Below are 22,501 nucleotides of genomic sequence, written 5' to 3'. Positions count from 1 at the left end.
TCTGTCAGGTCACGGTGAGCTGCCCGACCGGGATGATGGGCTGCTCGGGGTTGTCGGTGATGCGGATGAAGACCGCGTACTTCCCCTTGGCGAGGGTGGGGCCGGAGCTGCCGGGGCCGACGAGGGCCTGCGCCCGGTAGCTGTTCGAGCCGGGGATAGGGTTCTGGCCGTCCCAGCCACCCTCGTACCAGGTGACCGGTCTGCCGCCGATGGCGGTGAAGGCGAACTCGACCGGATCGCTCGTGGGGTTGTAGGGCTGGCCTTGGACCGTGGCGGTCACCTCGGCGCCGACGTACTCCTTGCTGTCGCGGTCGATCGTCTGCACCCCGGCGCCCCCTTCTACTCGTCGGCGTTCCAGCGAGAGCCCGTCAGCCAGGAGCGCCAGCGCCGGGTGCCCTGGCTGGTCTGCCAGCGGCTGAACGGGCCGGTCGCGGTGGCGACGAGTCGGCGCAGGTTGCCGCGTACGGCCGTCACCACCCCGGCCAGCCCGGCGAGGGCCTCCAGTGCCATCTCGAAGTGGCGCCCGCTGACCGCGTCCGCCACAGCCTGGACAACGGCCGCGTGGACGACCGCGGTTCGGCGTCGGGCCTGACGTGCCAGCGCGACGCTCGCTGTGCGGTGGAGGCTGCTCCAGCGGCTGAGCGAGGCGCTGGCGGACAGTGCCGCGTGCAGGACGAGCCCCGGCACCGCCCGGACCGCTGCGCTCGCGCTGGTGGTCGCGGCGCTGGTCTTACTGATCAGGCGCCGCCCGTCGGCGGTCACGGCCAGGGCCCCTGTGCGGGCGAGGGCGAGCCGCCGGCTGGCCGAGGCGTTGAGGCCCAAGGCGGCTTGGAGCGTGACCCGGGCAGCGCCCTGGATGACGGCGGACGCGCTCGTGCCCAGCGTGGACGCAGCAGCCTGCCCGATCAGGCGCCGCGCTCCCCCCGCAGTAGCTACGGCCGCGGAGCGCGCGGCCTCGAGGCGTCGGCCGACGGAAGCCGTACAGGCGGTGGTGGCCGCTGCGTACAGGTGCGGGATGCGGACGAGTTGGGCGTCGGCGGAGGCCACTGCGGATCGGCCGATGCTGATGATCCGTCGGGCCGCGCCGCTCGTGGCCGCCACTGCCGCGCGTGGCAGTGCGGCGGTGCGCCGCGCGCCGGCGGTCACGGTCAGGACCGCAACGCTCGCCAGGTTGCCCGTTCGGGCGGCTGTGCCCTGAACGACCAATAGCGCAGGGGCTGTGAGGGCTCCTGCTCTGCGCAGGCTGCTGGTCAGGGCCGCGGTGGTGGTCGTGCGCAGGGCGGTGGCCCGGGCGAGCGTGCTGGTGGTGGCGAGGGTCGCGGCGAGGATGACGCCGTGCGCGATCTGCCCGATGCTCACCGCCGCGGTGGTGGTGACCGTCGCGGCGAGGGCCTGGAGGAAGGCCTGTCCCCGCGCGGTCGTGCCGGTCAGTACGGCGGTGGCGGTGCGGGCCAGGAAGCTGCCGCGCAGTGTGCCGCCGCTGGCCACGGTGGCCGTGCCGCGCGCCAGGCCGTTGTGTCGCTGGACGGTGCTGCCGGTGATCGCGGTCGTGGTGAGGAGGGCGTGCATCGTGCGGCGGGCGCCGGAGGCGACGGTCGCGGTGCAGGAGCGGGCGAGCACGATGCTCCTGGAGCAGGCGGACGACGTCACGGCCGTTGCGGCCCGGGCCAGCGTCGCCGCCCGGGTCACGGCAGTGGACAGCGTGATGCCTGCCGTACGGGCAAGGCCTGCGGCCCGGGCGTTGGCCGGCGTGACGACGGTGACAGCGGCGCGGGCCAGTACGCCCAGGGAGGTCCGGCCGCCGGTGACGAGCACGCTGCCGGGGCGCTGGAGTCCGGCCGTACGGGCGATGCTGGAGGCGACGGCGATCGTGGCCTGCACGGTCAGGGAGACGAGGTGCCCGAGCGAGACGGTCCCGGATGCGGTGAGCGTGCTCGAGGAAGTGAGGGCTGCGCGGCGCTGGCCGCCGGCACTGGTCGGGACGGTGGCGCGGAGCGCGGACAGGGCGCTGGCCCGTGACGCCCCGGCGGTGGTCGACGAGGTGGTCCCGCGCGCGACGGTGGCGGCGCGCCGGCAGATCGCCGTGGTCGTGTTCATGGCAGCGGCGGTCACGGCCATGAGGCGGCTGGCAGTGGCCAGCGTGACGACGGTGGCCGCGCGGACCAGCTGCACCGAACGGCTCGCTCCCGGAACGCTGTTGATGGTGGCGGAACGGCCCAGGACACCGAGCCGCCCGACGGAGTTGGCGGGGGTGACGGTGGTGGTGCGGAGCAGGCTGGTCGCCCGGCCGGTTCCTGCGGTGGACGGCAGGAGCGCGGTGAGTGCGGCCAGTACGGTCAGACGCACGACCGCCGCGGTGGTGGCCAGGAGTGCGGTCCGTGGTAGTGCCGTTGCGCGGCCGGTGCCGGCGGTCGCCGTGGCGGTGGCCGCGGCGCTGATGTTGTAGACCGAGGGGCCGGTGATCTGGACGGGATGGATGGTGATCGGCGCGGGGGGCCGGCCGCGCCCGAAGCGCGCCACCCGCTACTCCGTGAAGCCGAGGTAGGCGACGCAGCCTGGGGTGACGGAGGCGGCTGTGGTGTAGCGCAGGCCGATTCTGGCGCCGGAGGTGATCGCGCCGACTTCGCGGTCGAGGACCTCCTGCATGGCCAGGAGTCCTCCGAACGGGCTGACCATCCACGAGCGGAGGATGGTCACCGCAGTCGGCTCCGCGGTCAGCGCGGTCAGCGCGGTTGCGGTCGCCGCTGGTGCGTTGTCGTCGGTCATCTTCGCCGGCGTCGTACTGCTGCCAGTTGGGGAGCCCATGGTGGCTACGCGGTAGAGGTCGATCTGGACGCCCTGCTGTGCAGTGGACCCGTCGAAGCTGACGCCGAGTTCGGTCAGGCGCAGGCCGGGTGTGCCGGGGGCCAGGAGGATCAGGCTCTTGGTCGCCGATGCGGTCAGCGTGATCTTCGCGGTGGTGACGGTGTAGTCGTAGTTGCCCGGCACGGGTGTCCCCTATCTGAGTGCAGCGCGCATGACGGCCTGGCGGACGCATACGGGAATGGCCTGGGGCGCGGCGGCTGCCGGCGGGGCGGGTGCGAGTGCGACCGTGCACATGGTTGCGGTGTTGGTGGAGCCGGAGGCGGTGCTGGAGTAGCTGTAACTACCTGTGGGCTGGTCCGAGTTCGTGTCGAACGTCGCGAGGCTGTTGTTGTTCGTGCCGGTCGCGACCAGGCTTCCGGAGCGGGACGTCAGCCCGCTCGGGGTGGACCAGGTCGAGGCGGTGATGCTGCCGCGGTCGACGTACCCGGCGACGATCCAGCAGTTGGCCAGCGTCGTCGTCACCGACGGGCTCGTGTGCGCTGCCCGGGTCGTGGTGTCGGCGGCTGCCGCGCTCTGATGGATCGGGGTGGTGTTGTCGACGCCCCGGTAGCTGGAGATCGCGATGATGGCCTTGCCGGTGGAGAAGGCCACCGTGTAGGAGGCGGGCTCGCTGGAGGCGACGCGGTAGAAGCCGGCGAGGGCGGTCCCGTTGGAGTTCGTGACCGGGAAGTTCGGAATCACGGTCCAGCCGGAGGGCGTGGTGACCGTGGCCGTGCCCGATGCCCGCGACACGAGCATGATCATCACGTCGGTGTCGGCTGTCCCCGCAGGGACGTTGCAGGCCAGGCTCGTCGCGGTGGGGGTCGAGGTGACCGCACTTGCTGTGGCGACGTGGGAGATCGACATCCGGCCCCCTCACTGCCTCACATCGAGGGGGTACGGCATGCGCCCGGGGCTGGCTCGTCCCGGGCTGTGGGGCTCAGGTGTGCTTGACGGTGAGGGTGTAGGAGACCTGATCCCCGGACGCGAGGTTCTGGGCGCCGTGGTCCGCGTGGAAGTACAGCGACCCGTTGGTGACGTTGGAGACGCCGGGGATGTTGCCGCCGGTCACAGTGTCGCCCGAGGCGATGGTGGAGATCGCCGTGGAGCCGTTCTGCGCACGCGTCACCGTCAGCGTGTTCGTCGAGATCGCCGTGATCTTGAGGATCTCGGTGCGGATCTGGATGTACTGGTTGACCGAGAAGTTCGCGCCGTTGGCGACGACCAGGTTGGTCGACGAGTTGGAGCCGATGACACCGGATCCGCCCTGGACCGTGTCGACCGCGGTCGGCTTGGACGCGCTGTCGGACAGGGCTACTTCGGCGATCGACTGCGTGGAGCCCGACGTGAAGGTCCCCACCACCTGGTAGGTGTCGTTCGGGGTCGTCGTCGTCACGACGGACGACGTCCCCGCCACCCGCGACTCCGCAGCCTCCTTGAACAGGCCGACGTCGGGGACCGCCGCGGTGAGGCCGGCGGGGTTGTTGCCCCAGGCGAGGTTGAGCGGTTCGGCCTGCGTCGGCGAACTGCCGCGCATCCGGCCCGCGATGATCTCCCGCCCCTTGGCGGTGACGACTGCCCCCATCATGTCCTCCTGTTGCTGCGTCTGTTGGAGCGGGCGATACGACGATTCGCGAGATGCTGGCCCGCGATCCGCCACCAGGCGTTCCGCCAGGGGCTGGCGTAGTGCGCTGCGACGACTCCGTGGTCCTCCACACGGCCGTCGCGGCGGGTGATGACCATGCGGAGCTCGCTGGAATGGGGCACATCCGCCCGCGACCGGCTCACCGCCCGGCCCCGCCATCGGCCCCGTTGTCTCGTCCGGCGTGCTCGGCGCGGACCTCGGCCAGACACACGGTGTACGGCCGGCCCGTCGCGGCCTGCCGCTGCCGAGCGAGCTGCTGCGCCTCGCTCTTGGGCAGTTTCGGCGCCTGAGGCCCGGTGGTCCGTGCACGAGCCCGGGCAGCAGCCTTGGCCTGCCCGCACACCCTGTCCTTCGGGGGCCCGTCCAGGAGCTGCTTGACCACCTGGCGCTGCCGCGCCCGGCGTTGTCTGCGACCCATCACAACCTCCCGCGCTGGAATGAGTCCGCTTTCGCCGCATTGCGGGCGAGTGCCCGGGCGAGCGCGGCGTCGTCGGGAGGGGCCCGGTGGACGTGAACGGTGACGCTGCCGGAAGTCTGCGCCACGGTCGGCAGCTCGCCGAGTTCGGGGTTCTTGACCGCGTTGGTCGGGTGCTCGGTCTTGTAGTGATCGACCAGCGGTCCGGTGTCGAAGCTCAGGCTCACCTCGAGCCGCTCATCCGCGTTCACCCGGTGCTTCTGAGCCGTGATCGTGAGGTCGACGGGCAACTGGCAGATCGGGCACAGGAAGGGCACCGTGCGCGGGAGGGCGACCATCACGCACCCGCTGGCTGTGCGGGCCACGCCCAGGTGCCGTCACCGTCACCACAGACGACTTTCTCCGCCCAGTACGTGTCCGGACCGTCGAGGAGGACATGGAGGTTGCACGGCTCGGACACCGTGCCACTCGCGCGGACAACGACTGCAGGCAGCACCATGCCAGCCCGCACATGAGGAGCGCGGGTGTTGGCGGCGACGCGCTGGCGGGCGATCGCGCGCACGTCCGTGGCCGAGAGGCGATAGAAGACGCGGTGGCCGATCTGCGGCGCCTTCGGCGGCCAAAACACGCTCGGACCGGGCAGAGGCACCGGTGAGTACGCGGCAGGCATGGTGCCGTTGGGGACTGGCTGGGACATGGAGACTCCTACGGGCAGATCGGGCGGACGGCGATCAGGTCGGTGACGGTGAGGAGACCTGCGCGGGAGGGATGGGGGTCGTGGGACATTCGTCCGTCGGCCCAGCACACGGAGTGACGCACACCGCGCGGGGAGACACCCCAAGCCATGCCGTACGCGCAGTACGCATCGGCAGGAAGGAACCGCAGGGCGTAGCCCTGCCCGCGGCAGAACGCCTCCATCAACTCGAGCCAGCGGGGGCCTTCGGCGATGAAGTGCGGCACCGACTTCAACGGCAGCTCCAGCAGCGACGCGACCGTGGCCTGGAGGCAGTTGCCCGGCCTGCCCTCGGGATCATCGTGGAGGATCGACTGGGTGACCGGCCGCATACCCAGTCCCTCTCGGCGCAGTGAAATCCCTTGTGGTCAGGGGGTGTTCGGGGTGCAGCGCCCGACCATGCAGCGGCTTTCGCCGTCAGAGGAGTAGTGCGCGTGCTTCCCTTCGGCAACAAGCCGTTGGACTGCCTCCCGCGCGGTCCGCGGTGCGCTTTCGGCGGGGGGTGTGGGGGTCACCATGAGCCGCTCCAGTCTCCCGGGCCGTCCCACATGGCCTCGACGGTCTCCCGGGTTCGGTGTTCGTCACACAACGGGCGTTGGAAATACATGGGCCGGATCGCGGCGAACCGCTTGGTCGGAACGTCACAGATTCCGTCGCCGACCGGGGCGATGCAGCCCGACCAGTCCGCGAGCCGGCCGTCGATGCTGAGCCGCTCCAGGAGGTGCTCGCGCATGTGCGCGTAGGCCTCGTCTGCAGTGTCGTGGCCGATCCGGGACCAGGCCGCACAGGCGTCACGCTCGCTTACCGGCGTACGGATGATCTCCAGCCAGGCGTCGGAGCAGCATTCGACGTACCTGCCGATCCGGTCGTTGCCCCCGGTGTAGACGAAGGCTCCGGCCCGCGGACCGCTGTCGAGCTGCTGGACGGTGTGGTACTGCACCACGCCCCCTTCCTGCTTGCGACCGACCGCCGAGGAGATGTCCGGATCGGCCGGGCCGGGGATGGGCTGGCCCGCGCGTCCACAGGGTGGTCACCGTGGGCGCGCGGGGGTTCGAGGCCGGCCCAGGCGGAGCACGTGGCGCCCGGGCCGGTGCGGTCCTCGCGGATACCGCGTGTCGAGCCCGGTCACCGCGCTATCCGGCCCTCACCCGCCCGTCGGGGGGCGCGTCCGGATGCTGGCCAGCGACTGCCGTACGACACACAGGGCCTCGCCGTGTTCCCGGAGGTGGACTCCGTTCGTGCGGCGAGGAGATGAAGGGTCCGCTGCCCGGAGGCGCGCCACAGTCCCGGGTGGCGCGCCCGGCGGATTCCGCCCGAACCCGTTCCGGGCAGCGGAGATTTGGGGGGCCGCCGCACGGGCAGCGACCCTCAGCGCCGCCCGGCGACGGTCCGACTCCCCGCGCCTACGGCTGGCGCGCCGCAGAAGCAGGGAGGACTCAAGGGCGGCGGAGTGGCAGGGTCAGACCGCGACGGCTCCGGCCGGCACGGTGTAGGTGCGGCGAGCGCGCTGGCGGGTTACCCGCTCCGCTCTGATCACGTCGACCGGGTTGAAGAGAGGCTGTCCGGCCGCGTTGGTGATGGGCCGTCCGCTCGCTGTGCGGGCCTGGGCGAGGTGCCCCCGGTGCTTCCAGTTGCGGACGGTGTTGGGCGTGACCCCGGCGGCGTCCGCTGCCTCCTGGGCGGTCCAGAGCCGGGTCTGGAGGTCTGTGAGATCCATGCGGCGCCCTCCGACCGGCGGTACTGGAAACGGCGAAAGGCCCCGCGTCAGCGAGGCCTCTTCGTGGACAGAGTGATCCGCGATCAGCATCACGCGCGATGCGCACCGCGTCAAGCAGGGAGTTTGTCCGGCGCGCCGTCCGGGTGAACCGGCGTGCGCCGCGCGGTGAGTTCCCCGCTGATGAGGTCCTTGAGGTAGCGGGCGTACTCGGCGTGGGTGAAGAGCGCGCGGCAGTCGGGGTCCTGGCACTCGATGTACGGCTCGTCGTCGACCAGGCGGAGATCACGGGACTCGGCGAGCCAGGGGCCACCGCAACGCTTACACGGAGCGAATCGTTTCACCTCCGGCGCCTTGTCCCGGCGTGTGAAGCGGGTTCCGGCCCGGTGCCAGCCTGCGATCTGCGCGGCCGGATTCCCGGACGGCACCAGGTCGCGTCCGAGCCGGGCCGGCTCGTGCGACTCGGACGCACAGGGATGCTGCTGGAGGAGCCAGTCGCAGTGCGCGACGAGCAGCCGGACCGTCACGTTGATCCAAACGCCCTCCCGGACGCCCTCCTCCCGCACGGGATGGTCACCCAGGTTCCGCATACGGCGTACGTCGGCGGCGATCTCGGCGAGACCGCCGGCGATGTGGTCGATCATGAGGCGCGCGGCCTGCCCGGGCCAGGGCGTGGTGTCGGTCGGTGCGCTCGTCGTTGACGCGGTGGGTACTCCTCGCTGACCGTAGACGGGCTCGAGCTGGATGGCGACGAGGAGTTCGGGGAGCTCGCCGAGCTGGCGGCGCGCGCGGTCTACGCACGCGTCGCAGTGAACGGGGGCGCCCCAGGTGACCGGGATGTCGTGAGGGGTTGTCTCGGTGCGGCGTTGGTGTTCCGCGCGGCGCCAGGCAGTGTTGCAGGGGCCGAGGCAGGGTGTGGGCGTTGGCATGCGAGGCCTCCCCGATGAGCGGGCGGTGGCACTGGGCGGAGACAGCAGATGGCTCCGCCCCCGAGTGAGTAAGGGCGGAGCCATCCGCTGTGAAACTGCGACTCAACAACCGACGTGGCAACGCGGTGCGTCCCCGATCTTGCCTCACAAGTCCCGCAAGGAGCAAGAAACCCGGCAAACACGACAGTGCGGTGCTGTACTGCCGAGGCTCCCCATCAGCGCGATCGCCCAGTACAGCCACACGGCCACCCCTGTTCACCGGCGCATTGGCGGGCCACGGTCTCGGTGGCGCGGGCGCTGAGCCTCTTGAGCCTCTCCCGCTCAGGCCGGGCTTCGGCGCGCGGCGCAGCAGAGACGAGGGTGCTGACGGCGCGGAGTGCCACGTCGGCTTCTTCAATCTCCAGGTCAGTGGGAGGGCCCTCGACCCAGGGGCGGAAGTACGCCCTCTCCATGGCCAGGATGGCGTGTGCGGCATCGCGCCCGACGCCCAGACAGGCGGCGAGGTTCAGGTACCGGTCCAGAGCGACCTGCGCCTTCAAGGCGTCGAGCTGCCCTTGCAGCTCTGCCTCCGCCGCCATGCCGACGAGGTTCGGGTAGACCACGCCTTCGAGGAGGGAACGGCCGATGGAGGCGCCCAAGTTGTCCGCGAGCCGTTGCATGCGCAGAGAGACGCCGGCAGCGGCGAGTTGCGGCAGGTCGTCGATCACAGACACTCGGATGCCGGTCATGAGGACACTCCCTGCCTAGACGGGGCCTGAATCAGTTCGGGAGAATCCAGCGGTAGTCACAGCCAACGTCGTACACGCCGCCCTCCGTGCTCACGCGGAACCACCGTTCATCCTTACGAGGGTCGGCCAGGCGAGAGACGCTTTCGACTCGCTCTGTCGCGATCTCGTACGGCGGGAACACCACGTCACCGGGCTGGAGTTCCGCTGCCACCTTATGCGCCATCTCTCCTCCTACGGCCTGCCGTCCTCAGCGCGGGTAGGCCATGTCCCGCGGACGCCCCGGAGGGCGTTTCGGCTAACTGTGGGAGCTGCACGCAGCACGGCCCTGGACCTTCAGCCGCTTGCATCGGGTGCCGCTCTTCGTCGGGGCACCGCACTGTCGGCGGTAGTCGTGGGCCGCGCACACCTCCTGGCAGTCCTGCGCCTTGTTGATGCAGCGGTAGTCGTTCGACGTGGTGGCTGTGCACTGGCTCATCGCGCGCTCACCGCGTCCCAGATGGCGCGGCCGATGGAGCCCGGCTTCGCCTCGTCGTTCGCAGTTCGGGTGGCGCCGAAGGTCACACCGTTTCGCTCTGTCCAGTAGTTGACGGACGCCGGAGTGACCCCGGACGTCGCACCCACGGTCCAGGACCGAGCCGGGCGGATCGGGCCGACCGCATACCGCTTGCCCTTGACGGTGACGATCCGCGTGGCTTCTCCCGTCCACGCCTTCGGCCCCTCCTCGGGCTCCACCGTGGCGGGGGCGTCGACCAGGATCATGCTCACCGTGCGGCCGTCCGCATACTCGATGTGGTGCTGGGTGCGGCCCGACGACATCTTGCGGACGCTGCGCTCGCGGGACAGCCGGCCAAGCTTCGCGTCGTTCACTTCGGTCATGGCCTCCCGGATGCTGACGTGGCTGGTGACGCCGTTCTCGGTGCGCTTGTAGACCTTCATTGCCGTGTCTCCCGGTGTGGCCCGATGGGTGATGGAGGGGGGTGCCTCGCCGCGTCCCCCTGGGTGCGGCTTCGTGTGGCAGGTGGGGGGCCGGGGGTGTGCCGGCCCCCTGGGTTGGGCTGTTACTCCCAGTCGGCGCCGGTGCCGTGCTGGCGGCCGTTGGGGAGGGTCTGCTCGAAGTCGGAGAGCTCCAGCACGTGGGTGCTGGGGTAGACGGCCAGCTCCCGCTTGAAGGTGGCGTAGGCCGCCTGTTCGTCGCCGTACAGGGGGACGGAGGAGACGATTTGGCCCTCGGCGTTGGTGACTCGGATGCTGTAGGTGGCGGTCTTCATTGCTTCCTCCTCGGTTCGGTTCCTTCCGCCCTGATGGCGGGTGGTTAACCACCTCCAATATGGCACAGACTGGACGGGTGGTCAACCACCTGTCAGAATCGGGACATGGCCAACCAGCACAGCCAGAAACTCCGGGGCATCCGAGGCGTAGGCGACGCCCTCTGGGCCGACCTCGACCACGCCACCAAGCGGGCAGGCAGCGACCGCAGCAAGGTCACCCGTCAGTTCTGGGAGTGGTACGTCCAACGCCCAGGAGCCGAACTGCCGGAGCGCCCGGCGGGCAGCGAGGAAAGCACCCGATGACGGGCCCACCCACCGGCGACATCGACTGCCCGTACTGCCACGCCACGGACGCCACCATGGACGTCCGCATCACCGTCGGGCGCGCGGACGGCACCACCGTGGCGATTCGGCACACACGGGATTGCGTGGACTATCCGGAGGAGCCGGTACGCCCGGACGAGAAGCCCACAGCATGAACCACTTGCACCGCTTCCTGCGGTCCGTGGCACGTGACTGGGTAAACGGCCTCCGGAACGCGCGCGATGTCGTTCTCTGGGGGCAGGCCTATCCCCGCGCAGTCTCCATGCGAGAGCTCCAACAACTCAGACGTCACAAGCACACGGCATGACGGCAGCCCGGTCCTGAACTGGTCGGCGAGCGCCTGCTGCCATCGGGCACGGGAGACTGCATGGGGCGTGCTGCACTACGGCAGTTGACTCTTTTCCTCCGGGCAGTAGACGAGGACCGCCGCCGAGATGAGGGCGGCGGTCTCCTTGTCCGAGAAGCCGGTCTTCGCGTACGCGGCGGCATCCTCGAAAGTGCCCTCTTCCAACTTGTCGCAGAGGTCGGCACCTTCGGACCCGAGCGTGTCAGCGAGCTGGTCGGTGGGGATGTCTCCAAAATCGGCAGGGTCCGCGGCGGCGACCGCGTCTGCGTACTTCCTGTCGTCGGCGGACGGCCCGCTGTCGGAACAGCCGGCGCACATCAGCGCGGTGAAGATGGCGGCCGTGGCCGCGAGGGTGCGTTTCATGCGGGTGATGGTGGATGCGCCCTTGCCGCCAGGGCGCGGTTGTAGCGGTGTTGTGACGGTGCGTTCGATGCGTGGAGACGCGTACCAATCTGCGGTTCCTACGTCCGTTCCCAGGGCGGCGAGTTCTGCTCAGTAGCGCACGTAAAACAGATGCCGTCGATCATCGGGAGATGATGGGTCCCACACAGCGGGTAGCAGAGCTTGCAGCTCCCAGGCGGGTGGGACTCCAGCATTCCACGCAGCTTCGCTCCGAGCTGCGTTGCCTCTTCGGACGGATGGCGATGCTCCACGAAGTCCGCGGCTGCCTGCACGCCATCCTCGAAGGTGCCGGTGCTGCCGGGTGGGTGGGGTATCGGATTGCCGCGCAGCTCGGCGGTGAACCACTGCGCTGCTGCGCCCGGGATGTGCTGTTCCAGGTAGTCGGCGGCTGCCGTGACGCCGCCTTCAAACGTGCGCATGCACTTACTGTGGCAGCGGCGCTCCACCTGCGTACAGCGTTCCGGCTTCGCGGGCACGATGGGCCGTCATGGTTGCGACGTTACGCCGCGTCAGCCTGCGCGGCGATCGCTGTGAGCCGGCCCCGGACGGTCTCGGCGTACGTGGGTGACTGCTCGATACCGATGAAGTTCCGGTCTTCCAGGAGCGCCGCCGCGCCAGTTGTGCCAGCCCCGGCGAACATATCGAGGACGGTGCCGCCCTCAGGGACGATCCGCACCAGCTGCTGCATGACGTCCTCGGGCTTCTGAGTGACGTGCACGCGGGCGTTGCCGCGGGGCTGGCTGCCGGTGAAGTGCCCCGGTAGGTAGACGGGTTGATTGCCGGGGATCATCGCGCCGTTGCTGCCCCAGACGATGAACTCACACTCCTGCCGCAGGCGGCCCGGTTGCGGGCGGGCGATGGGCTTGTGCCAGACGGCGATGCCGCGCCAGGTGTAGCCGGCCGCCTGAATGGCGTCGGTCGTCGCTGGAAGCTGGCGCCAGTCGGTGAAGACGAGGGCCGCTCCCCCAGGGCGGGTCAGGCGGTAGGCGTGGGCGAGGATGAGGGCGAGCCAGGCGGTGTAGGAGCGCTGGTCGCGGTTCTCGCCGGTGAAGTCGCCGAGGTCGAAGCCGTGTTCGCGGCCGCCGCTGGTCAGGTACTTCTCGCGTGCGGTGCGGCTTGTGCGCTCGCTCATGGTGCGTCCGCCGGAGTTGTACGGGGGGTCGCAGATGACGGCGTCGACGGGGTCGGTGAGGGTGGGGAGGATGGTCAGGGCGTCGCCCTGGTGGAGTGTCCAGGTGGGCATGCGGGAGCGCCTCTCGTGCGGTCGCGTACGCCAGTTGGCGAGCGAGTCGGTGCACAGCCCCGCTGCGGGGCCACTCGATGGGTTCCCTGTGATGATCTTGTCTATGGTGCCCAGCCGGACACTTCCGATCCGCCCCGGACGGCACAGGCGCCTCTTGATGCCACCGGCGCCATGTACACCGTAGGGGGCATCGCAACCGGTAATCGAAGTACTTCTCTCGGTGACCCTCCCCCCTTGAGCAGGTCTTTTGTAGGCGATTCGTTACAGTCCAATCGCCAAAATGACTCTCTGTATCGCAGCAGTTTGAACATCAGGCTCCCGCAGGCTCATATGCTTAGCGTGCTTCGCCTCTTCTTCCTCCATAGCCCCCTCTGGGCTGCCCCGGCTGCTCGGTGGGATGTCCCTTGATGGTCAGGGGACTTGGGAGAAGAGGAGGAAGCGTCTGATGGATTCGAAGGAGCAGAAGCCGCGCAGGCGTTGGACTGGTGCTGAACGTTGGCAGGTCTGGCTGACTGCGGCAGGGCTGCTGCTCGGCGCCATCGGAACGTGGGGGCAGTTGGTCCGCTAGGACCGCCCACGGACGAGCGGGTCGGACAAGACCGGGGCTGCACACGCAGCGAGCCCGGTCGGCTTCAGGACGACCGGGCTCGTGAACTGCGGCGCGGGGGGGCTCGCTCGGCCAGGAGCGGGTCCTCCGCTGCCGCTCCCTCATGATGTGAATTACATGCTGGTGCGGCGATTCCAATGTACCTGCCGCGCACGCACCGCCGACACCGTATTGGGCTGCGATTACGGCAGAGGTAATACACGCAGCGACATTACGTCGGCGAATTACCTCGATCAGATTCGCAGTTAATTGTCCGGTACGAGGCAATTGATCACATCCGCGCTGTCATGCTTCCGTGACCGCTACGGGGTTCTCGCCGAGCCATCCGATGCGCGCGTCGACATTCGCCTCGGCCTCGCGCTGGCGAGAGGTGTGGGCCTGCTCCGCAGCACGCCCGTTCTTCGTACGGCAGGACTGACCGCTGCCGGCCTCGCAACGTTCACATGCGATCCGCAGGACCTCCTGGGCGATGGCCGCGTCACGTTCCTGGGCTCGCCGCTGCTGAGCGGTCTTCGACTCCCAGGACAGCAGCAGCGAGTTCGGAACGCCCTCCATGCCCTGCGGGTACGTCAAGGTGCCGTCGGAGTACGGGGCACTGCTCGCCAGGTGCAGCAGCTGGTTCGCTGTGGGGATGACGGCCGGGCCGCCGTAGTCCTCCCGGTCTGTGTTCAGAGCCGCCGCGCCCCACCCGTCGCCGGCGCCCTTGAATCCGATGGCGAGGGGAATGTCGCCTTCGATGATGCGGGCCACCTTGTGGAGGCGCTCGGCGCGTTCCCGCAGCGAGCGGGCCTCACGGCGCAATGCGTCGATGTCGTCGGCGAGTTCAACGGGGGTGGCGGGCGTTTCGGCGGCACGGGCGAGCTGGTCGAGCCAGACGGCGGCCGCGGAGCAGTGGACGGCGAGTTCGTCGACGGTGATGCGAGGGCCGGCCGTGAGGTGGGCGGTGGAGTCTTCGGCCGCGTCCTGCTGGCCGGGCAGCAGGCGCTCGGGGGCAGTGACGATGCCGTACAGCCGCACACCGCCCTCCTCGTGGGCCGTGCGCCGGCGGGGCGGTGCTGCGTGGCCGAGTGCGGCCATGGCCCGCTTCCAGACCATCTGTGTGGCGTCGGGGTCGGCGGACGTGATGCGGACTTCGACCTGGCCGTCGTCGGGCAAACCGGTGTCGGTGGTCGTGCTCAAGGGTGCTCCTGTTGGTGAGTCAGCCGTCTGGCCGGTGAGGAAGAGAGACGGGGCCGAGCTTGGGGCGGATCCGCCCCAAGCTGGGCGGATGGTGCCTGGGTCAGTCGTCCGGGGCAGTGTTGCCCGCGTCGAGCTGGAGGTAGGTCCGCCCGCCCTCGTACGGGCGTGCGTCGGTGGTGTGGAAGGCGCCCTGGAGTACGTCGAGGACAGCCTGCGTGGTGGCCTCGTCGGCCATGATCCGGATGTCCGCGATGCCTGGGAGGAAGGTGCGCGGCTGGCGCGGGCGCGCTGAACGTGCCATAGAGCGGGTCTCCTTGGCCGTTGACGGTGGTCAGGCCGGGCGGTTCGGGTTGTCGACGGTGACGCCGGCGAGCCAGACGACGAGTGCGGCCTCGTCCACGGCGTCGAGCGCGGTGAGGAGCACGGCCAGGGACTGCCGGTGCGTAGCTTCCTTCGCCGTCATCCCGGCGGGGACCACGCTCATCCGGAGCTGCTCCAGGACCTCCTCCGCGTCCGGCCGAACACCGCCCTCAAAGGGCGCGTTGGCCCAGGGCTGGCCGTGGAGGGCGCCCCATGCGGCGCGCGCGAGACCGGTACGCATGCGGTGAACGTCCGCGCGCATCGCGCCGACCAGTTCCTGGAGCTCGGCGGCTGTACGGACCGCGTTGCCGTCGACGACCCAGTCGGTCAGCGCCTCTCCCCCGCTCACCACTGCGCCCTCCGGAACGGGTCAGCGATCTCGCCCTTGAGGATCCCCTTGACGATCCCGGCCACCTCGCGGGCGCCGTCCTTCGTGGTGGGTGCGTGGATCGACACGACAGTGCTGCTGGCCTGGTTGACCAGGAGCTCCCAGCCGCTGTCGGAGTACACGGCCACAGCGAGGCCGGTACGACCGTCAAGGCCCCACCGGGGCTCGGTGCGCAGCGGCTCGACAGCGACACCAAGGCGGACCTGACAGCCGGTGACGGTCAGGCCTTCGCCCTGGAAAGCGTCCCTCAGCGCCATGAGGAGCGCCGCGATTTCGTTGCCCGTGCGCTCGACGGCCGGCCGGCCGTACTTCCCGGCCGACGCCTCCGCGGCCGCAGTGATGAGGCCGCCCAGCCGACCGAGGCGATCCTCTCGGGAATGGCCGTGTTCGCCGGCGGTCCCGTACAAGGCGTCAAGGAGGAGGGCGGCCTCGGTAATGACACTGGGCCCGTAGAGGGCGCGCAGGCCGCTGTAGTGGCGGGTGATGTGGGTGATGGACTGCGGGGTGGGTGGTGCTTCCACGGTGGGCTCTCCGGGTCAGAACGCCTTGATGATCAAGGCGAGGAGGACGACTACGACAACCGCAGCGAGGATTCGGGCCTGTGCCAGGTCGATCTGGTACGGCACTGTCTGGATGGTCTCGCCGTGCGGGTGATCGCCACCGTGGTTCTCATCCCGGTGCCGCTGCCCCTTCCGCTGCGCGGCCTCCTCGAGCGCGTACGGACGCGACTCGATTCGGCAGACGGGGCAGTAGTAGAGGTGCGGCATCGGAGCCTGCTCTCAGGTTCGGCGCAGGTGGTAGATGGACCACGGTAGACGGCCGGTAGATGTGGGCGGTAGATGGCGTCTGAGCTGGGCGTCTACCCCCTTCCAGAGGAGGTTGGAGCGGAGCCGGGAAGAGGGGTGTGATGGGGGGTGCTGATGGGGCTGGACTGGGCGGCCAGCCAGGCCCCAAGCACGAGGCCGTAGGGGCGCCCCTCCGGCGGGGTGCTGGAGGCCTGCACCGGGGCGGCGGACAGCACCTCCTCCGAGGGGTCGGGCGAGGCCCCTTCGGGGGTCTCGGGGAGGGTGGCCCGGGGGTGTGGGGTGAGACGGTCGGTGAGCGCGGTGATTGCGTCGTCCAGAGGCATGCCGAGCGCAGCCGTGAGGTCGTCGACGTGGACTCCGTGGGTGGGGCCCTTGGCGCCGCTGCCCCGGATCCGAATCGGCTTCACAGGGATACCGAGGCGCTCGCAGTGCTCGCGGAGCGTCGTCACGTCCCACGCGTCGGGGATGCCGGGCTCGGTGAGGAGCGTCCTCAAGTGCACGCCCTTGCGCCCGTGGCCGACAGCGGCGGCGACCTGGACGGCGACGAGGCGCCACAGCCAGAGGCCGGCGCCGCGCACCGCGTCGGGGTCCGGAGCGCCCGGCCGACCGCGATCCGGGCCGGAGGCTACCCGGGCGTCATCCTTGGCGCAGAGGGCGGTCAGCCATGCGGCAACGATCCACAACGCAATCCCCCACGGGGCAGCGCGCGCGAGGAACGGGGTGAGCGCGTGCCAGCCGGTCGCGACGGGCCGGTGACCGAAGCACCACACGGCCCATCCGATGAGAGCCAGCCCGGCGAGGCGGTCCAGCGTCCACGCGCTGCGTTTCCGGCGCGCACCCTCCTTGCCTTTTTTTTCGACGGCTTTCGCCGTCGCCTCGCCGGTCGCCGCGCCCTTCTCATTCAGGCCGCGGGCGACGGCGTCGGCCGGCTTCTTCTCGTTCCTGGCCTGGTCCTGCTTGCTGGCGCCCTTGTTGGCCGCAGCCGCCGACCCAGACAGGTCCCGCACCTTCCGGTGCAGGAGCGTGCTGGTCGCGTGGGTCTGGCGTAGGAGCAGGACGCTGCCTTGCAGGACGTCCGTCACGAAGAGGAGCAGGGCGCGCCAGGCGGTGCGTACGTGGGTCATGAGTGGGCGCCCATCTGTCCGATGGTCATCCTGGCGGCGTTGAGGACGACGGCTCCGATGCCGCCGGCTTCGATGAGGAACTTCGCGGCCATGAGCGCGAACACGGCGTGGAGCCACTTCCGCTTGTAGCTCTTGGCGATGGAAATGATGACCAGGAGGCCGCCGATCGCGCCCGGCCCGAATGCGGGCAGGCCTGACTGTTCGACGACTGAGGACGGGACGGAGCTGAGGCCGGTGATCAGGTCGACCCAGTTCCCGCCGGCCGCAAGGCACATGGAGCCGGTGAGGAGGCCCCAGACGGTGATCCGCTCCTTCGTGTTGATCTTGATGGTGTCGGAGCCGAGCACACCGTAGATCAGCGCGGCAAGCATCATGGCCGCGATCCCGCTCAGGTACATCGTCCCGAGCCAGGGGCCGGCCAGAGCGCCAGTGGCGGCAAGGATGGTCATCAGCAGGCCTTTCAGCGCGGTCCGGGCGAGTACAGAGCGACGGCGAGGCAGGCGGAGGCGAGCGGGATCCTGACGAGCCACCGGACCGGCAGCGGCATCGCCTTGAAGCGGCGGTCGACGAGCCAGTACAGGCCCCCGACCATCGCGCCGGCAGCGGCCAGCAGTGCCACCGCCGAGGAGTTCAGCCCGATGTAGGCGCCGTAGTGGTCGAGGACCTCCACCGCGTCCGGTGCGAGCCCGGGCACTACGGACGCGACGAACACGGTCGCGATCGCGCGGCCGACGATCCCGGCCGGGACGATGCCGGCGACGCCAGGCAGGCTCAGTGCGCGCCAGGTGCCGTATCCGCCGCCGAGGGCGAGGGCAGTGCCCACAGCTCCCGGCGCACCGTGATCGGCTGCTGGGAGGAGCGCGCCCATGGCGTCGACGAGGCCGACGCTCCACCCGAACAGGCCAGCAGACAGCGTGAACAGGATCGGCCGGACGTAGCTGCGGCCGACTGCGGCCGGGCGGCGTGACTGCGCCGGCTTCGACGTCGGCGCACGCCCCCGCGCCCCCGGGGAGGTGCCGGTGGGCGCCCGCTCTCCCGGAGGGTCACCGTCGTCCCGCGGTTCGGGTGCCGGAAGTTGTTCGTCGCAGACCAGGCAGATCATCGCGACGAGTTCACCGAACGGCTGGGCGTGGACGGGCACGGTGCGCGGATGCAGGCACGGAGGCTGCGTCGGAGGATTGGCCCGGCGCCGCGGCCACCCGATGAGGTCGCCGAACCGAAGGGCCACCTCATCAGGCTCCTCGTCCACCTGGTCCTTCCCGCTCCGTGTCGGCGGCGCCGTGGAAGCCTCTGAGGGCGCAGGCTGCGGCTCTTCGGGTTCGGGGGCGGTGGTGGGGGCCGGTATGTCCTCCGGATGAGTCGCCGCTAGCGGTTCCGGTCCCCTCGGAAGAGTTGCCGGCGCGGAGGGCACGGCCGCGTGTGTCGTGCTCTCCGCGGCGGGCTCGCCGGGCGGTTGAGGCCGCGTCACAGCAGACCCCCGTCGGCCACGCGGTAGACGACCAGAGCGGCCACCGAGAGCGTCAGGGTCGCGGTCGCGAGGACCATTACGACCTTCGGGTTTTCCGCCTTGCGTCGTGCGTGGACCAGGAGCTCGATACCGCCAGCCATGCAGCAGACAGACGCCGCGATGAGGAGGAGATGAGCGAGGAACATTGGGTGGGTGTCCTTAGTGCAGAAGGGCTAGGGCGGTGGCGCTCGCGCTGACCGTGGCGGAGAGGGCTGCTCCGGTGGAGGCACGGCCGCGGGCGCAGGAGTACAGAGCCAGCAGGAGGCCGACTCCGTCGGTGCAGAGGGCGGCTTGAGGGGTGGTCAGGCCGATCAGCACGCACAGGTGCCAGCCCTCGGCGATAGCGGCCAGCTGGCCTTCACCGGGCTCGCGGTGGACGGTGCTCTTCATCGCTGCGTCCAGCAGACGGTCTGGAGCACGGCAACGCCGATGGCGGCGACGAGGGCGTACTGACGCGTTGCGGAGTGCCGGGTGAAGATCGCGGTCGCGATGGCGACCATGCCGACGGGGAGAAAGAGGCAGGGCATCGGGTGGCTCCAGGTGGTCCTCGTGGCAGGCACGGGCGTGGTCAGACCAGGCACTGGGTGTCGAGGGATGGTGAGGGCAGCGTGTAGCCGCCGGCGATCAGGTCGGCGGCCTCGCGGCGTCGGTCGGAGGCGGTGGAGACGGACACTCCGAGGGCGCTGGCGATGACGGCGAGTTCGACGGTCTCGGGGTCGCCGCCGTTGGTGATGATCATCCGGGCGACCCGTCGGGCGTCTCGTTCGCGCGGGCTGAGGCGTGCGAGGTCCTCCGCTTCGAGCGCGCGGGTCTCCGTTTCGGCAGCGCGTCGACGCGCTTCGGCTGCATCGAGACGCGCCGTCTCGGCGGCCTTCAGTTCGTCGGCCGCGCGCCGCTCGGCCGCTGCCGTTTCCTCGTTGATCTGTGCCGTGCGGCGACGCGCGCTGGCGTTGGCTTCTTCCATTTCGAGTGCGCGGGCGTCCGTTACGGCCGCAGCCGCGCGCGTTTCGGCGGCGCGCTTCTCGGCTTCGGCTGCTTCTTCCAGGCGCCTGCTGTTCTCGGCGGCCCGGTTCGCTGCCTGGCGTTGTTCTGCGGTGAGCGTCTGCTCGGTTTCGAGGGCGCGGGCCCGCGTTTCGAGGGCGGCCTCGCGGGCCTCGGTGGCCTCCTGGTCGCGCTGCGCAGCGACAGCTTCGAGGCGCTTCGTTTCGGCCAGCGCGGTGGCCGCGTCCTGTTCGGCGAGCGCGGTCGCGCGCCGGTCAGTGGCGGCCTGTGCCTCGAGGCGATCGGCTTCGGCGGTGGCGGCTGCGGCGGTGCGGCGGTCCTCGGCGGCTTGCAGCAGCGCTGCGGCGGCAGTGGCCGACTCAAGAGCCTCGGCCTCTTGGACGGCTACGCGCTCTTCTGCCTCCGCCACCGCGTTGGCCTTGGCGTACGCGGAGCGGGAAGCGACCGAAGCGACCGACTTCCGGGCGTCCAGCCGCTCGCGAGCCTCGACGACCTCGGCCTCCTTCGCGAGGCGCAGGATCTCGGCGTCGGCCGCTCGCAGCTCGGCGTCGAGAGCCTCCTGCTCCGTCTGCTCGATTGCCTCGCGTTCACGCCGCTCCTCGGCTTCGCGGGCCTGCTCCGGGATGGCGAGGGCCTCGTCGACGGTCAGCCCGTACGGGGCCATGATCATGGGGAGACGGGCCTCCATCGGCGCGCTCTTCCAGCCCCGCGGGTACTCCTTCCCCTTGGGGTAGGCGCGATCGAGTGCAGCCCGGTAGATGAGCTGGTCACGGCGCCTGTCTACCGCCTCGACATACGAGTTGATCCCGAGCAGGGACATGCGCCGGAACAGCAGGAAGGAGCCGATCGGGTCGAGGAGCCAGCGCTCGAGCGGAATTGAGGCGCGGGCTTCGCCGGCGGCGACCGCTTCGGCCCGGGTCACCTGGACGATCACACGCCGCGCGGCTTCGACGGACATCACGAACATCACGGGGATGACCGCGTGCATGCCGACCCCGACCGGATCGTCGCTCAGCGACCGGCCACCCGACGCCGCGTTGAAGGTGATCGTCGCCGCGGTGAAGCCGTGGGCAGTCAGGCGCAGCAGGGGCCAGCGGATCCGGCGGTGCGTGAGGACGAGGTCGAGGGCGTAGAGGACGACGATGCCGACGTCGACGCCGATCGGGAAGACCTGCGCGAATTCGCCAAAGTGGTGTGTCTGACCGAGGCGTACGAGGGCGCGGTAGGAGCCGGTGAAGCCGATCGTTGCGAGGACAAGGCCGCCGAGGACCGCGAAGACGTTGAGGCCTCGCCGGGCTGCCGTCGGAACGACTTGCCGCGCTGTCGGAACGTCGGGGGCTGTCCTCGGAACGGACTCCTGTGTCCTCGGAACGTGCCTCGCTCCCCGGTCTCCCGATCGTCGCCGGAGCCGCCCAGCCGGGGCCTTGGGAGGGCTCCCGGTGGGCGTGGTCGGAACGGCGGTGTGCACGCTCGGAACGGTCGGGTGTGCGGTCGGAACGGGTGTCTGCGTCCTCGGAACGGAGCTGCGGCGCCAGTGTGTGAGGCGGTCGAGGAGAGTCATGGAGAGGCCCTTCCGATGGACGGGACGAGGGTGGAGCAGCCGGTTCGTCAGCTGTGGTCGGAACGCGGTCGGGCGGGGTCGGAACGGAGCGGAGTGGACGGCGTCCCCTGTGCGCCGGCGGCTGGGTCGCCGGCGGGGATGTCCTTCTGCGCGGCTGTCAGGGCGTGCTGTCGAGGGGAGACTTCACAGGCCGCCGTCCATGGCGGCCTGGTGGTCTGCGGCGGCGAGTTCGTCGCCTGCGCGGGCGAGCGCGTTGGAGACGCAGTGGGGGGTGCAGTACCAGCGGTAGGAGGTGTCTTCTGTGCCGGCCACCTTGAGCCGGGTCCAGCCCCATGTGTCGGTGGTGTCCAGGTCCTCGGGGGAACCGCACCCCGGGGTGGAGCAGGTGGCGTAGGGGTCGCGGAGCTCCATGTCGAGGAGGGAGGCGAGCCGGATCCGGTCATCTCCCTGGACGGTCAGCTCGACACGGATGCCCTCGGTGGCCGTGCAGGGGATCACGGCAGGCCTGGTGAGCTCGATGCCTTCCGGGTACTCCACGCTCCCTGCCCAGGCCAGGGCGATCGTGAGGGCGTCGGTCTCCTGGGCCCACTGGCGCAGGTGCTCGACGGCGTCACCGCGGCCCGGGTCCAGCTCCCAGTCCTGGGACAGTGCTGCGATTCGGTCGGCGGCGTTACCGAGGACGCCGGTCCGGACGGCGAGGCCGAGGGCGTGGCCCAACGACTTCTGCTGCTCAGCGGCGAGTTCGTTGTCTGGTGTGGTGGTCACGGGTGCGGTGATCCCTACTCGCCGAGCAGGCCAGCGACCCGCGGTCCGACGTAGACGTTGATGAGCCGGGCAGCGGTCTCCACCGCCTCCTGCGCGTCCGTAACCAGCCGCTCAGCGCCGCCGGAGGGGACGTACAGGTCCCAGTCCTTCGCGGGCTCGAGCAGCGTGGCGGACGTCAGGACAGCTGTGCGTTTGACGAATGAGGGCCCGTACAGCTGGCTGTACCTCTCGCCGCGGCCGTACGGGGCCTCCCAGTCGCCCACCTCATAATCGGGGCGGTGCTGGCGGGCGAGGACGCCGTGGGACAGCGGCACGACAACTTTCACGATCGGGTCGCCGTCCTCGTCGCGGTCGAAGGTGACCGACAGGTCGGGACGGATCTCGACGTAGCCGGGCGACATCACCGGCGAGGTGGCGATGTGCCACGCCCACGCGGTGAAGCCGGAACGGTCGGCGCGTTCCTCCTCGTCGAGTTCGTTCTCGCGGGCGCTGATGTACGAGCCGAAGCGGCCGGTGCTGCGGCTGCCGGCGTTGCGGCGGTCGTACTCGTGGTCGACGCGGGCCAACGTGGTCGGGGTCCAGTCGGGCATGGCAGTGCTTCCTTGGTCGTG

At 70.2% G+C, this 22,501-nt stretch carries 35 protein-coding genes and 1 other RNA gene; 2 read left to right on the top strand and 34 right to left on the bottom strand.

All coding sequences use genetic code 11. From position 1 onward, the window contains the following. Positions 1-4: 4 nt before the first annotated feature. From ACIQI8_RS27515 to ACIQI8_RS27435, 17 genes are all read right to left on the bottom strand, one after another. Entirely contained in the window at positions 5-325 is a 321-nt protein-coding gene (locus ACIQI8_RS27515; protein ID WP_402355588.1) for a hypothetical protein, read from the bottom strand. A 14-nt stretch (positions 326-339) separates the two neighbouring features. Beyond that, positions 340-2,520, bottom strand: a complete 2,181-nt coding sequence (locus ACIQI8_RS27510) for a hypothetical protein (protein ID WP_402355586.1) — start codon at positions 2,518-2,520, stop codon at positions 340-342. A gap of 3 nt (positions 2,521-2,523) precedes the next feature. Beyond that, positions 2,524-2,988 carry a hypothetical protein gene (locus ACIQI8_RS27505; RefSeq protein WP_402355584.1) on the bottom strand — a complete coding sequence of 155 codons (465 nt, stop codon included), beginning with the start codon at positions 2,986-2,988 and terminating at the stop codon, positions 2,524-2,526. Between the two features lie 9 nt (positions 2,989-2,997). Further along, complete coding sequence (locus tag ACIQI8_RS27500; protein WP_402355582.1) at positions 2,998-3,711, bottom strand: hypothetical protein; 714 nt, start codon at positions 3,709-3,711, stop codon at positions 2,998-3,000. Between the two features lie 73 nt (positions 3,712-3,784). Then, positions 3,785-4,432, bottom strand: a complete 648-nt coding sequence (locus tag ACIQI8_RS27495) for a hypothetical protein (RefSeq protein ID WP_402355580.1) — start codon at positions 4,430-4,432, stop codon at positions 3,785-3,787. A 196-nt stretch (positions 4,433-4,628) separates the two neighbouring features. Continuing rightward, positions 4,629-4,907, bottom strand: coding sequence for a hypothetical protein (locus tag ACIQI8_RS27490; protein ID WP_402355578.1), 279 nt, complete (start codon positions 4,905-4,907; stop codon positions 4,629-4,631). Next, on the bottom strand, positions 4,907-5,269 hold the full coding sequence (locus ACIQI8_RS27485) for a hypothetical protein (protein WP_402355576.1): 363 nt from the start codon (positions 5,267-5,269) through the stop codon (positions 4,907-4,909). The genes ACIQI8_RS27490 and ACIQI8_RS27485 overlap by 1 nt, the downstream gene beginning before the upstream one ends. Beyond that, positions 5,242-5,601, bottom strand: coding sequence for a hypothetical protein (locus tag ACIQI8_RS27480; protein WP_402355574.1), 360 nt, complete (start codon positions 5,599-5,601; stop codon positions 5,242-5,244). Before ACIQI8_RS27480 ends, ACIQI8_RS27485 begins: the two co-directional genes overlap by 28 nt. A gap of 8 nt (positions 5,602-5,609) precedes the next feature. Continuing rightward, the gene (locus ACIQI8_RS27475; RefSeq protein WP_402355572.1) at positions 5,610-5,969 is read right to left on the bottom strand and encodes a hypothetical protein; all 360 of its coding nucleotides are present in this window, start codon (positions 5,967-5,969) and stop codon (positions 5,610-5,612) included. A 179-nt stretch (positions 5,970-6,148) separates the two neighbouring features. Beyond that, complete coding sequence (locus tag ACIQI8_RS27470; RefSeq protein ID WP_402355570.1) at positions 6,149-6,580, bottom strand: hypothetical protein; 432 nt, start codon at positions 6,578-6,580, stop codon at positions 6,149-6,151. Between the two features lie 516 nt (positions 6,581-7,096). Continuing rightward, positions 7,097-7,354: a hypothetical protein gene (locus ACIQI8_RS27465; RefSeq protein ID WP_402355568.1), complete on the bottom strand. Its 258-nt coding sequence runs from the start codon at positions 7,352-7,354 to the stop codon at positions 7,097-7,099. A 110-nt stretch (positions 7,355-7,464) separates the two neighbouring features. Beyond that, entirely contained in the window at positions 7,465-8,280 is an 816-nt protein-coding gene (locus ACIQI8_RS27460; RefSeq protein ID WP_402355566.1) for a hypothetical protein, read from the bottom strand. A gap of 215 nt (positions 8,281-8,495) precedes the next feature. Beyond that, entirely contained in the window at positions 8,496-9,008 is a 513-nt protein-coding gene (locus tag ACIQI8_RS27455) for a hypothetical protein (protein WP_402355564.1), read from the bottom strand. A gap of 232 nt (positions 9,009-9,240) precedes the next feature. Next, an RNA gene (locus tag ACIQI8_RS27450) (hammerhead ribozyme type II) lies at positions 9,241-9,305 on the bottom strand. Continuing rightward, positions 9,304-9,483 carry a hypothetical protein gene (locus ACIQI8_RS27445; RefSeq protein WP_402355562.1) on the bottom strand — a complete coding sequence of 60 codons (180 nt, stop codon included), beginning with the start codon at positions 9,481-9,483 and terminating at the stop codon, positions 9,304-9,306. The genes ACIQI8_RS27450 and ACIQI8_RS27445 overlap by 2 nt, the downstream gene beginning before the upstream one ends. Beyond that, complete coding sequence (locus ACIQI8_RS27440) at positions 9,480-9,944, bottom strand: hypothetical protein (RefSeq protein ID WP_402355560.1); 465 nt, start codon at positions 9,942-9,944, stop codon at positions 9,480-9,482. Before ACIQI8_RS27440 ends, ACIQI8_RS27445 begins: the two co-directional genes overlap by 4 nt. Positions 9,945-10,066: 122 nt before the next feature. After that, the gene (locus ACIQI8_RS27435; protein ID WP_402355558.1) at positions 10,067-10,276 is read right to left on the bottom strand and encodes a hypothetical protein; all 210 of its coding nucleotides are present in this window, start codon (positions 10,274-10,276) and stop codon (positions 10,067-10,069) included. A 105-nt stretch (positions 10,277-10,381) separates the two neighbouring features. On the opposite strand from ACIQI8_RS27435, the gene ACIQI8_RS27430 reads away from it, so the two are divergent. Beyond that, on the top strand, positions 10,382-10,579 hold the full coding sequence (locus tag ACIQI8_RS27430; RefSeq protein WP_402355556.1) for a hypothetical protein: 198 nt from the start codon (positions 10,382-10,384) through the stop codon (positions 10,577-10,579). Then, complete coding sequence (locus tag ACIQI8_RS27425) at positions 10,576-10,755, top strand: hypothetical protein (RefSeq protein WP_402355554.1); 180 nt, start codon at positions 10,576-10,578, stop codon at positions 10,753-10,755. The genes ACIQI8_RS27430 and ACIQI8_RS27425 overlap by 4 nt, the downstream gene beginning before the upstream one ends. Before the next feature lie 227 nt (positions 10,756-10,982). Here the strand turns inward: ACIQI8_RS27425 and ACIQI8_RS27420 are convergent, their stop codons facing one another. The 17 genes from ACIQI8_RS27420 to ACIQI8_RS27340 form a co-directional block, all read right to left on the bottom strand. Then, entirely contained in the window at positions 10,983-11,309 is a 327-nt protein-coding gene (locus tag ACIQI8_RS27420) for a DUF732 domain-containing protein (RefSeq protein ID WP_402355552.1), read from the bottom strand. Positions 11,310-11,407: 98 nt separating this feature from the next. Beyond that, complete coding sequence (locus ACIQI8_RS27415) at positions 11,408-11,767, bottom strand: hypothetical protein (protein WP_402355550.1); 360 nt, start codon at positions 11,765-11,767, stop codon at positions 11,408-11,410. A gap of 80 nt (positions 11,768-11,847) precedes the next feature. Further along, complete coding sequence (locus tag ACIQI8_RS27410) at positions 11,848-12,591, bottom strand: DNA-methyltransferase (protein ID WP_402355548.1); 744 nt, start codon at positions 12,589-12,591, stop codon at positions 11,848-11,850. Positions 12,592-13,483: 892 nt separating this feature from the next. Then, entirely contained in the window at positions 13,484-14,377 is an 894-nt protein-coding gene (locus ACIQI8_RS27405) for a hypothetical protein (protein WP_402355546.1), read from the bottom strand. A 100-nt stretch (positions 14,378-14,477) separates the two neighbouring features. Then, positions 14,478-14,678, bottom strand: coding sequence for a hypothetical protein (locus ACIQI8_RS27400; protein WP_402355544.1), 201 nt, complete (start codon positions 14,676-14,678; stop codon positions 14,478-14,480). Positions 14,679-14,708: 30 nt separating this feature from the next. Further along, on the bottom strand, positions 14,709-15,086 hold the full coding sequence (locus ACIQI8_RS27395; protein WP_402355542.1) for a hypothetical protein: 378 nt from the start codon (positions 15,084-15,086) through the stop codon (positions 14,709-14,711). Then, on the bottom strand, positions 15,083-15,646 hold the full coding sequence (locus ACIQI8_RS27390; RefSeq protein ID WP_402355540.1) for a hypothetical protein: 564 nt from the start codon (positions 15,644-15,646) through the stop codon (positions 15,083-15,085). The genes ACIQI8_RS27395 and ACIQI8_RS27390 overlap by 4 nt, the downstream gene beginning before the upstream one ends. A 15-nt stretch (positions 15,647-15,661) precedes the next feature. Next, entirely contained in the window at positions 15,662-15,892 is a 231-nt protein-coding gene (locus tag ACIQI8_RS27385) for a hypothetical protein (RefSeq protein WP_402355538.1), read from the bottom strand. Between the two features lie 92 nt (positions 15,893-15,984). Then, positions 15,985-17,055: a hypothetical protein gene (locus tag ACIQI8_RS27380; RefSeq protein WP_402355536.1), complete on the bottom strand. Its 1,071-nt coding sequence runs from the start codon at positions 17,053-17,055 to the stop codon at positions 15,985-15,987. After that, entirely contained in the window at positions 17,052-17,504 is a 453-nt protein-coding gene (locus tag ACIQI8_RS27375) for a hypothetical protein (protein ID WP_402355535.1), read from the bottom strand. Before ACIQI8_RS27375 ends, ACIQI8_RS27380 begins: the two co-directional genes overlap by 4 nt. A gap of 11 nt (positions 17,505-17,515) precedes the next feature. Next, a complete protein-coding gene (locus ACIQI8_RS27370) occupies positions 17,516-18,196 on the bottom strand; it encodes a hypothetical protein (RefSeq protein ID WP_402355533.1) in 681 nt (226 codons plus the stop codon). A 323-nt stretch (positions 18,197-18,519) separates the two neighbouring features. Continuing rightward, positions 18,520-18,663, bottom strand: coding sequence for a hypothetical protein (locus ACIQI8_RS27365; protein WP_402355531.1), 144 nt, complete (start codon positions 18,661-18,663; stop codon positions 18,520-18,522). Between the two features lie 58 nt (positions 18,664-18,721). Beyond that, the gene (locus ACIQI8_RS27360) at positions 18,722-18,952 is read right to left on the bottom strand and encodes a hypothetical protein (RefSeq protein ID WP_402355530.1); all 231 of its coding nucleotides are present in this window, start codon (positions 18,950-18,952) and stop codon (positions 18,722-18,724) included. Continuing rightward, entirely contained in the window at positions 18,949-19,089 is a 141-nt protein-coding gene (locus tag ACIQI8_RS27355) for a hypothetical protein (RefSeq protein WP_402355528.1), read from the bottom strand. Before ACIQI8_RS27355 ends, ACIQI8_RS27360 begins: the two co-directional genes overlap by 4 nt. Positions 19,090-19,130: 41 nt before the next feature. Next, positions 19,131-21,125 carry a DUF2637 domain-containing protein gene (locus tag ACIQI8_RS27350; protein ID WP_402355526.1) on the bottom strand — a complete coding sequence of 665 codons (1,995 nt, stop codon included), beginning with the start codon at positions 21,123-21,125 and terminating at the stop codon, positions 19,131-19,133. Between the two features lie 183 nt (positions 21,126-21,308). Beyond that, positions 21,309-21,890: a hypothetical protein gene (locus ACIQI8_RS27345; protein WP_402355525.1), complete on the bottom strand. Its 582-nt coding sequence runs from the start codon at positions 21,888-21,890 to the stop codon at positions 21,309-21,311. A gap of 14 nt (positions 21,891-21,904) precedes the next feature. After that, complete coding sequence (locus tag ACIQI8_RS27340) at positions 21,905-22,480, bottom strand: hypothetical protein (protein WP_402355523.1); 576 nt, start codon at positions 22,478-22,480, stop codon at positions 21,905-21,907. Positions 22,481-22,501: the final 21 nt, after the last annotated feature.

This window comes from Streptomyces sp. NPDC092369, from assembly GCF_044755245.1.
Lineage (GTDB): Bacteria > Actinomycetota > Actinomycetes > Streptomycetales > Streptomycetaceae > Streptomyces.
This window is presented reverse-complemented; position numbering and strand designations above follow the sequence as displayed.

Bases quoted from the DNA above. Each gene is read 5' to 3' on its own strand.
- ACIQI8_RS27500 (WP_402355582.1), bottom strand. From the start codon at position 3,711: ATGTCGATCTCCCACGTCGCCACAGCAAGTGCGGTCACCTCGACCCCC.
- ACIQI8_RS27495 (WP_402355580.1), bottom strand. From the start codon at position 4,432: ATGATGGGGGCAGTCGTCACCGCCAAGGGGCGGGAGATCATCGCGGGC.
- ACIQI8_RS27490 (WP_402355578.1), bottom strand. From the start codon at position 4,907: ATGGGTCGCAGACAACGCCGGGCGCGGCAGCGCCAGGTGGTCAAGCAG.
- ACIQI8_RS27480 (WP_402355574.1), bottom strand. From the start codon at position 5,601: ATGTCCCAGCCAGTCCCCAACGGCACCATGCCTGCCGCGTACTCACCG.
- ACIQI8_RS27475 (WP_402355572.1), bottom strand. From the start codon at position 5,969: ATGCGGCCGGTCACCCAGTCGATCCTCCACGATGATCCCGAGGGCAGG.
- ACIQI8_RS27465 (WP_402355568.1), bottom strand. From the start codon at position 7,354: ATGGATCTCACAGACCTCCAGACCCGGCTCTGGACCGCCCAGGAGGCA.
- ACIQI8_RS27460 (WP_402355566.1), bottom strand. From the start codon at position 8,280: ATGCCAACGCCCACACCCTGCCTCGGCCCCTGCAACACTGCCTGGCGC.
- ACIQI8_RS27455 (WP_402355564.1), bottom strand. From the start codon at position 9,008: ATGACCGGCATCCGAGTGTCTGTGATCGACGACCTGCCGCAACTCGCC.
- ACIQI8_RS27445 (WP_402355562.1), bottom strand. From the start codon at position 9,483: ATGAGCCAGTGCACAGCCACCACGTCGAACGACTACCGCTGCATCAAC.
- ACIQI8_RS27440 (WP_402355560.1), bottom strand. From the start codon at position 9,944: ATGAAGGTCTACAAGCGCACCGAGAACGGCGTCACCAGCCACGTCAGC.
- ACIQI8_RS27435 (WP_402355558.1), bottom strand. From the start codon at position 10,276: ATGAAGACCGCCACCTACAGCATCCGAGTCACCAACGCCGAGGGCCAA.
- ACIQI8_RS27430 (WP_402355556.1), top strand. From the start codon at position 10,382: ATGGCCAACCAGCACAGCCAGAAACTCCGGGGCATCCGAGGCGTAGGC.
- ACIQI8_RS27425 (WP_402355554.1), top strand. From the start codon at position 10,576: ATGACGGGCCCACCCACCGGCGACATCGACTGCCCGTACTGCCACGCC.
- ACIQI8_RS27420 (WP_402355552.1), bottom strand. From the start codon at position 11,309: ATGAAACGCACCCTCGCGGCCACGGCCGCCATCTTCACCGCGCTGATG.
- ACIQI8_RS27415 (WP_402355550.1), bottom strand. From the start codon at position 11,767: ATGCGCACGTTTGAAGGCGGCGTCACGGCAGCCGCCGACTACCTGGAA.
- ACIQI8_RS27410 (WP_402355548.1), bottom strand. From the start codon at position 12,591: ATGCCCACCTGGACACTCCACCAGGGCGACGCCCTGACCATCCTCCCC.
- ACIQI8_RS27400 (WP_402355544.1), bottom strand. From the start codon at position 14,678: ATGGCACGTTCAGCGCGCCCGCGCCAGCCGCGCACCTTCCTCCCAGGC.
- ACIQI8_RS27385 (WP_402355538.1), bottom strand. From the start codon at position 15,892: ATGCCGCACCTCTACTACTGCCCCGTCTGCCGAATCGAGTCGCGTCCG.
- ACIQI8_RS27380 (WP_402355536.1), bottom strand. From the start codon at position 17,055: ATGACCCACGTACGCACCGCCTGGCGCGCCCTGCTCCTCTTCGTGACG.
- ACIQI8_RS27375 (WP_402355535.1), bottom strand. From the start codon at position 17,504: ATGACCATCCTTGCCGCCACTGGCGCTCTGGCCGGCCCCTGGCTCGGG.
- ACIQI8_RS27365 (WP_402355531.1), bottom strand. From the start codon at position 18,663: ATGGCTGGCGGTATCGAGCTCCTGGTCCACGCACGACGCAAGGCGGAA.
- ACIQI8_RS27360 (WP_402355530.1), bottom strand. From the start codon at position 18,952: ATGAAGAGCACCGTCCACCGCGAGCCCGGTGAAGGCCAGCTGGCCGCT.
- ACIQI8_RS27355 (WP_402355528.1), bottom strand. From the start codon at position 19,089: ATGCCCTGCCTCTTTCTCCCCGTCGGCATGGTCGCCATCGCGACCGCG.
- ACIQI8_RS27350 (WP_402355526.1), bottom strand. From the start codon at position 21,125: ATGACTCTCCTCGACCGCCTCACACACTGGCGCCGCAGCTCCGTTCCG.
- ACIQI8_RS27340 (WP_402355523.1), bottom strand. From the start codon at position 22,480: ATGCCCGACTGGACCCCGACCACGTTGGCCCGCGTCGACCACGAGTAC.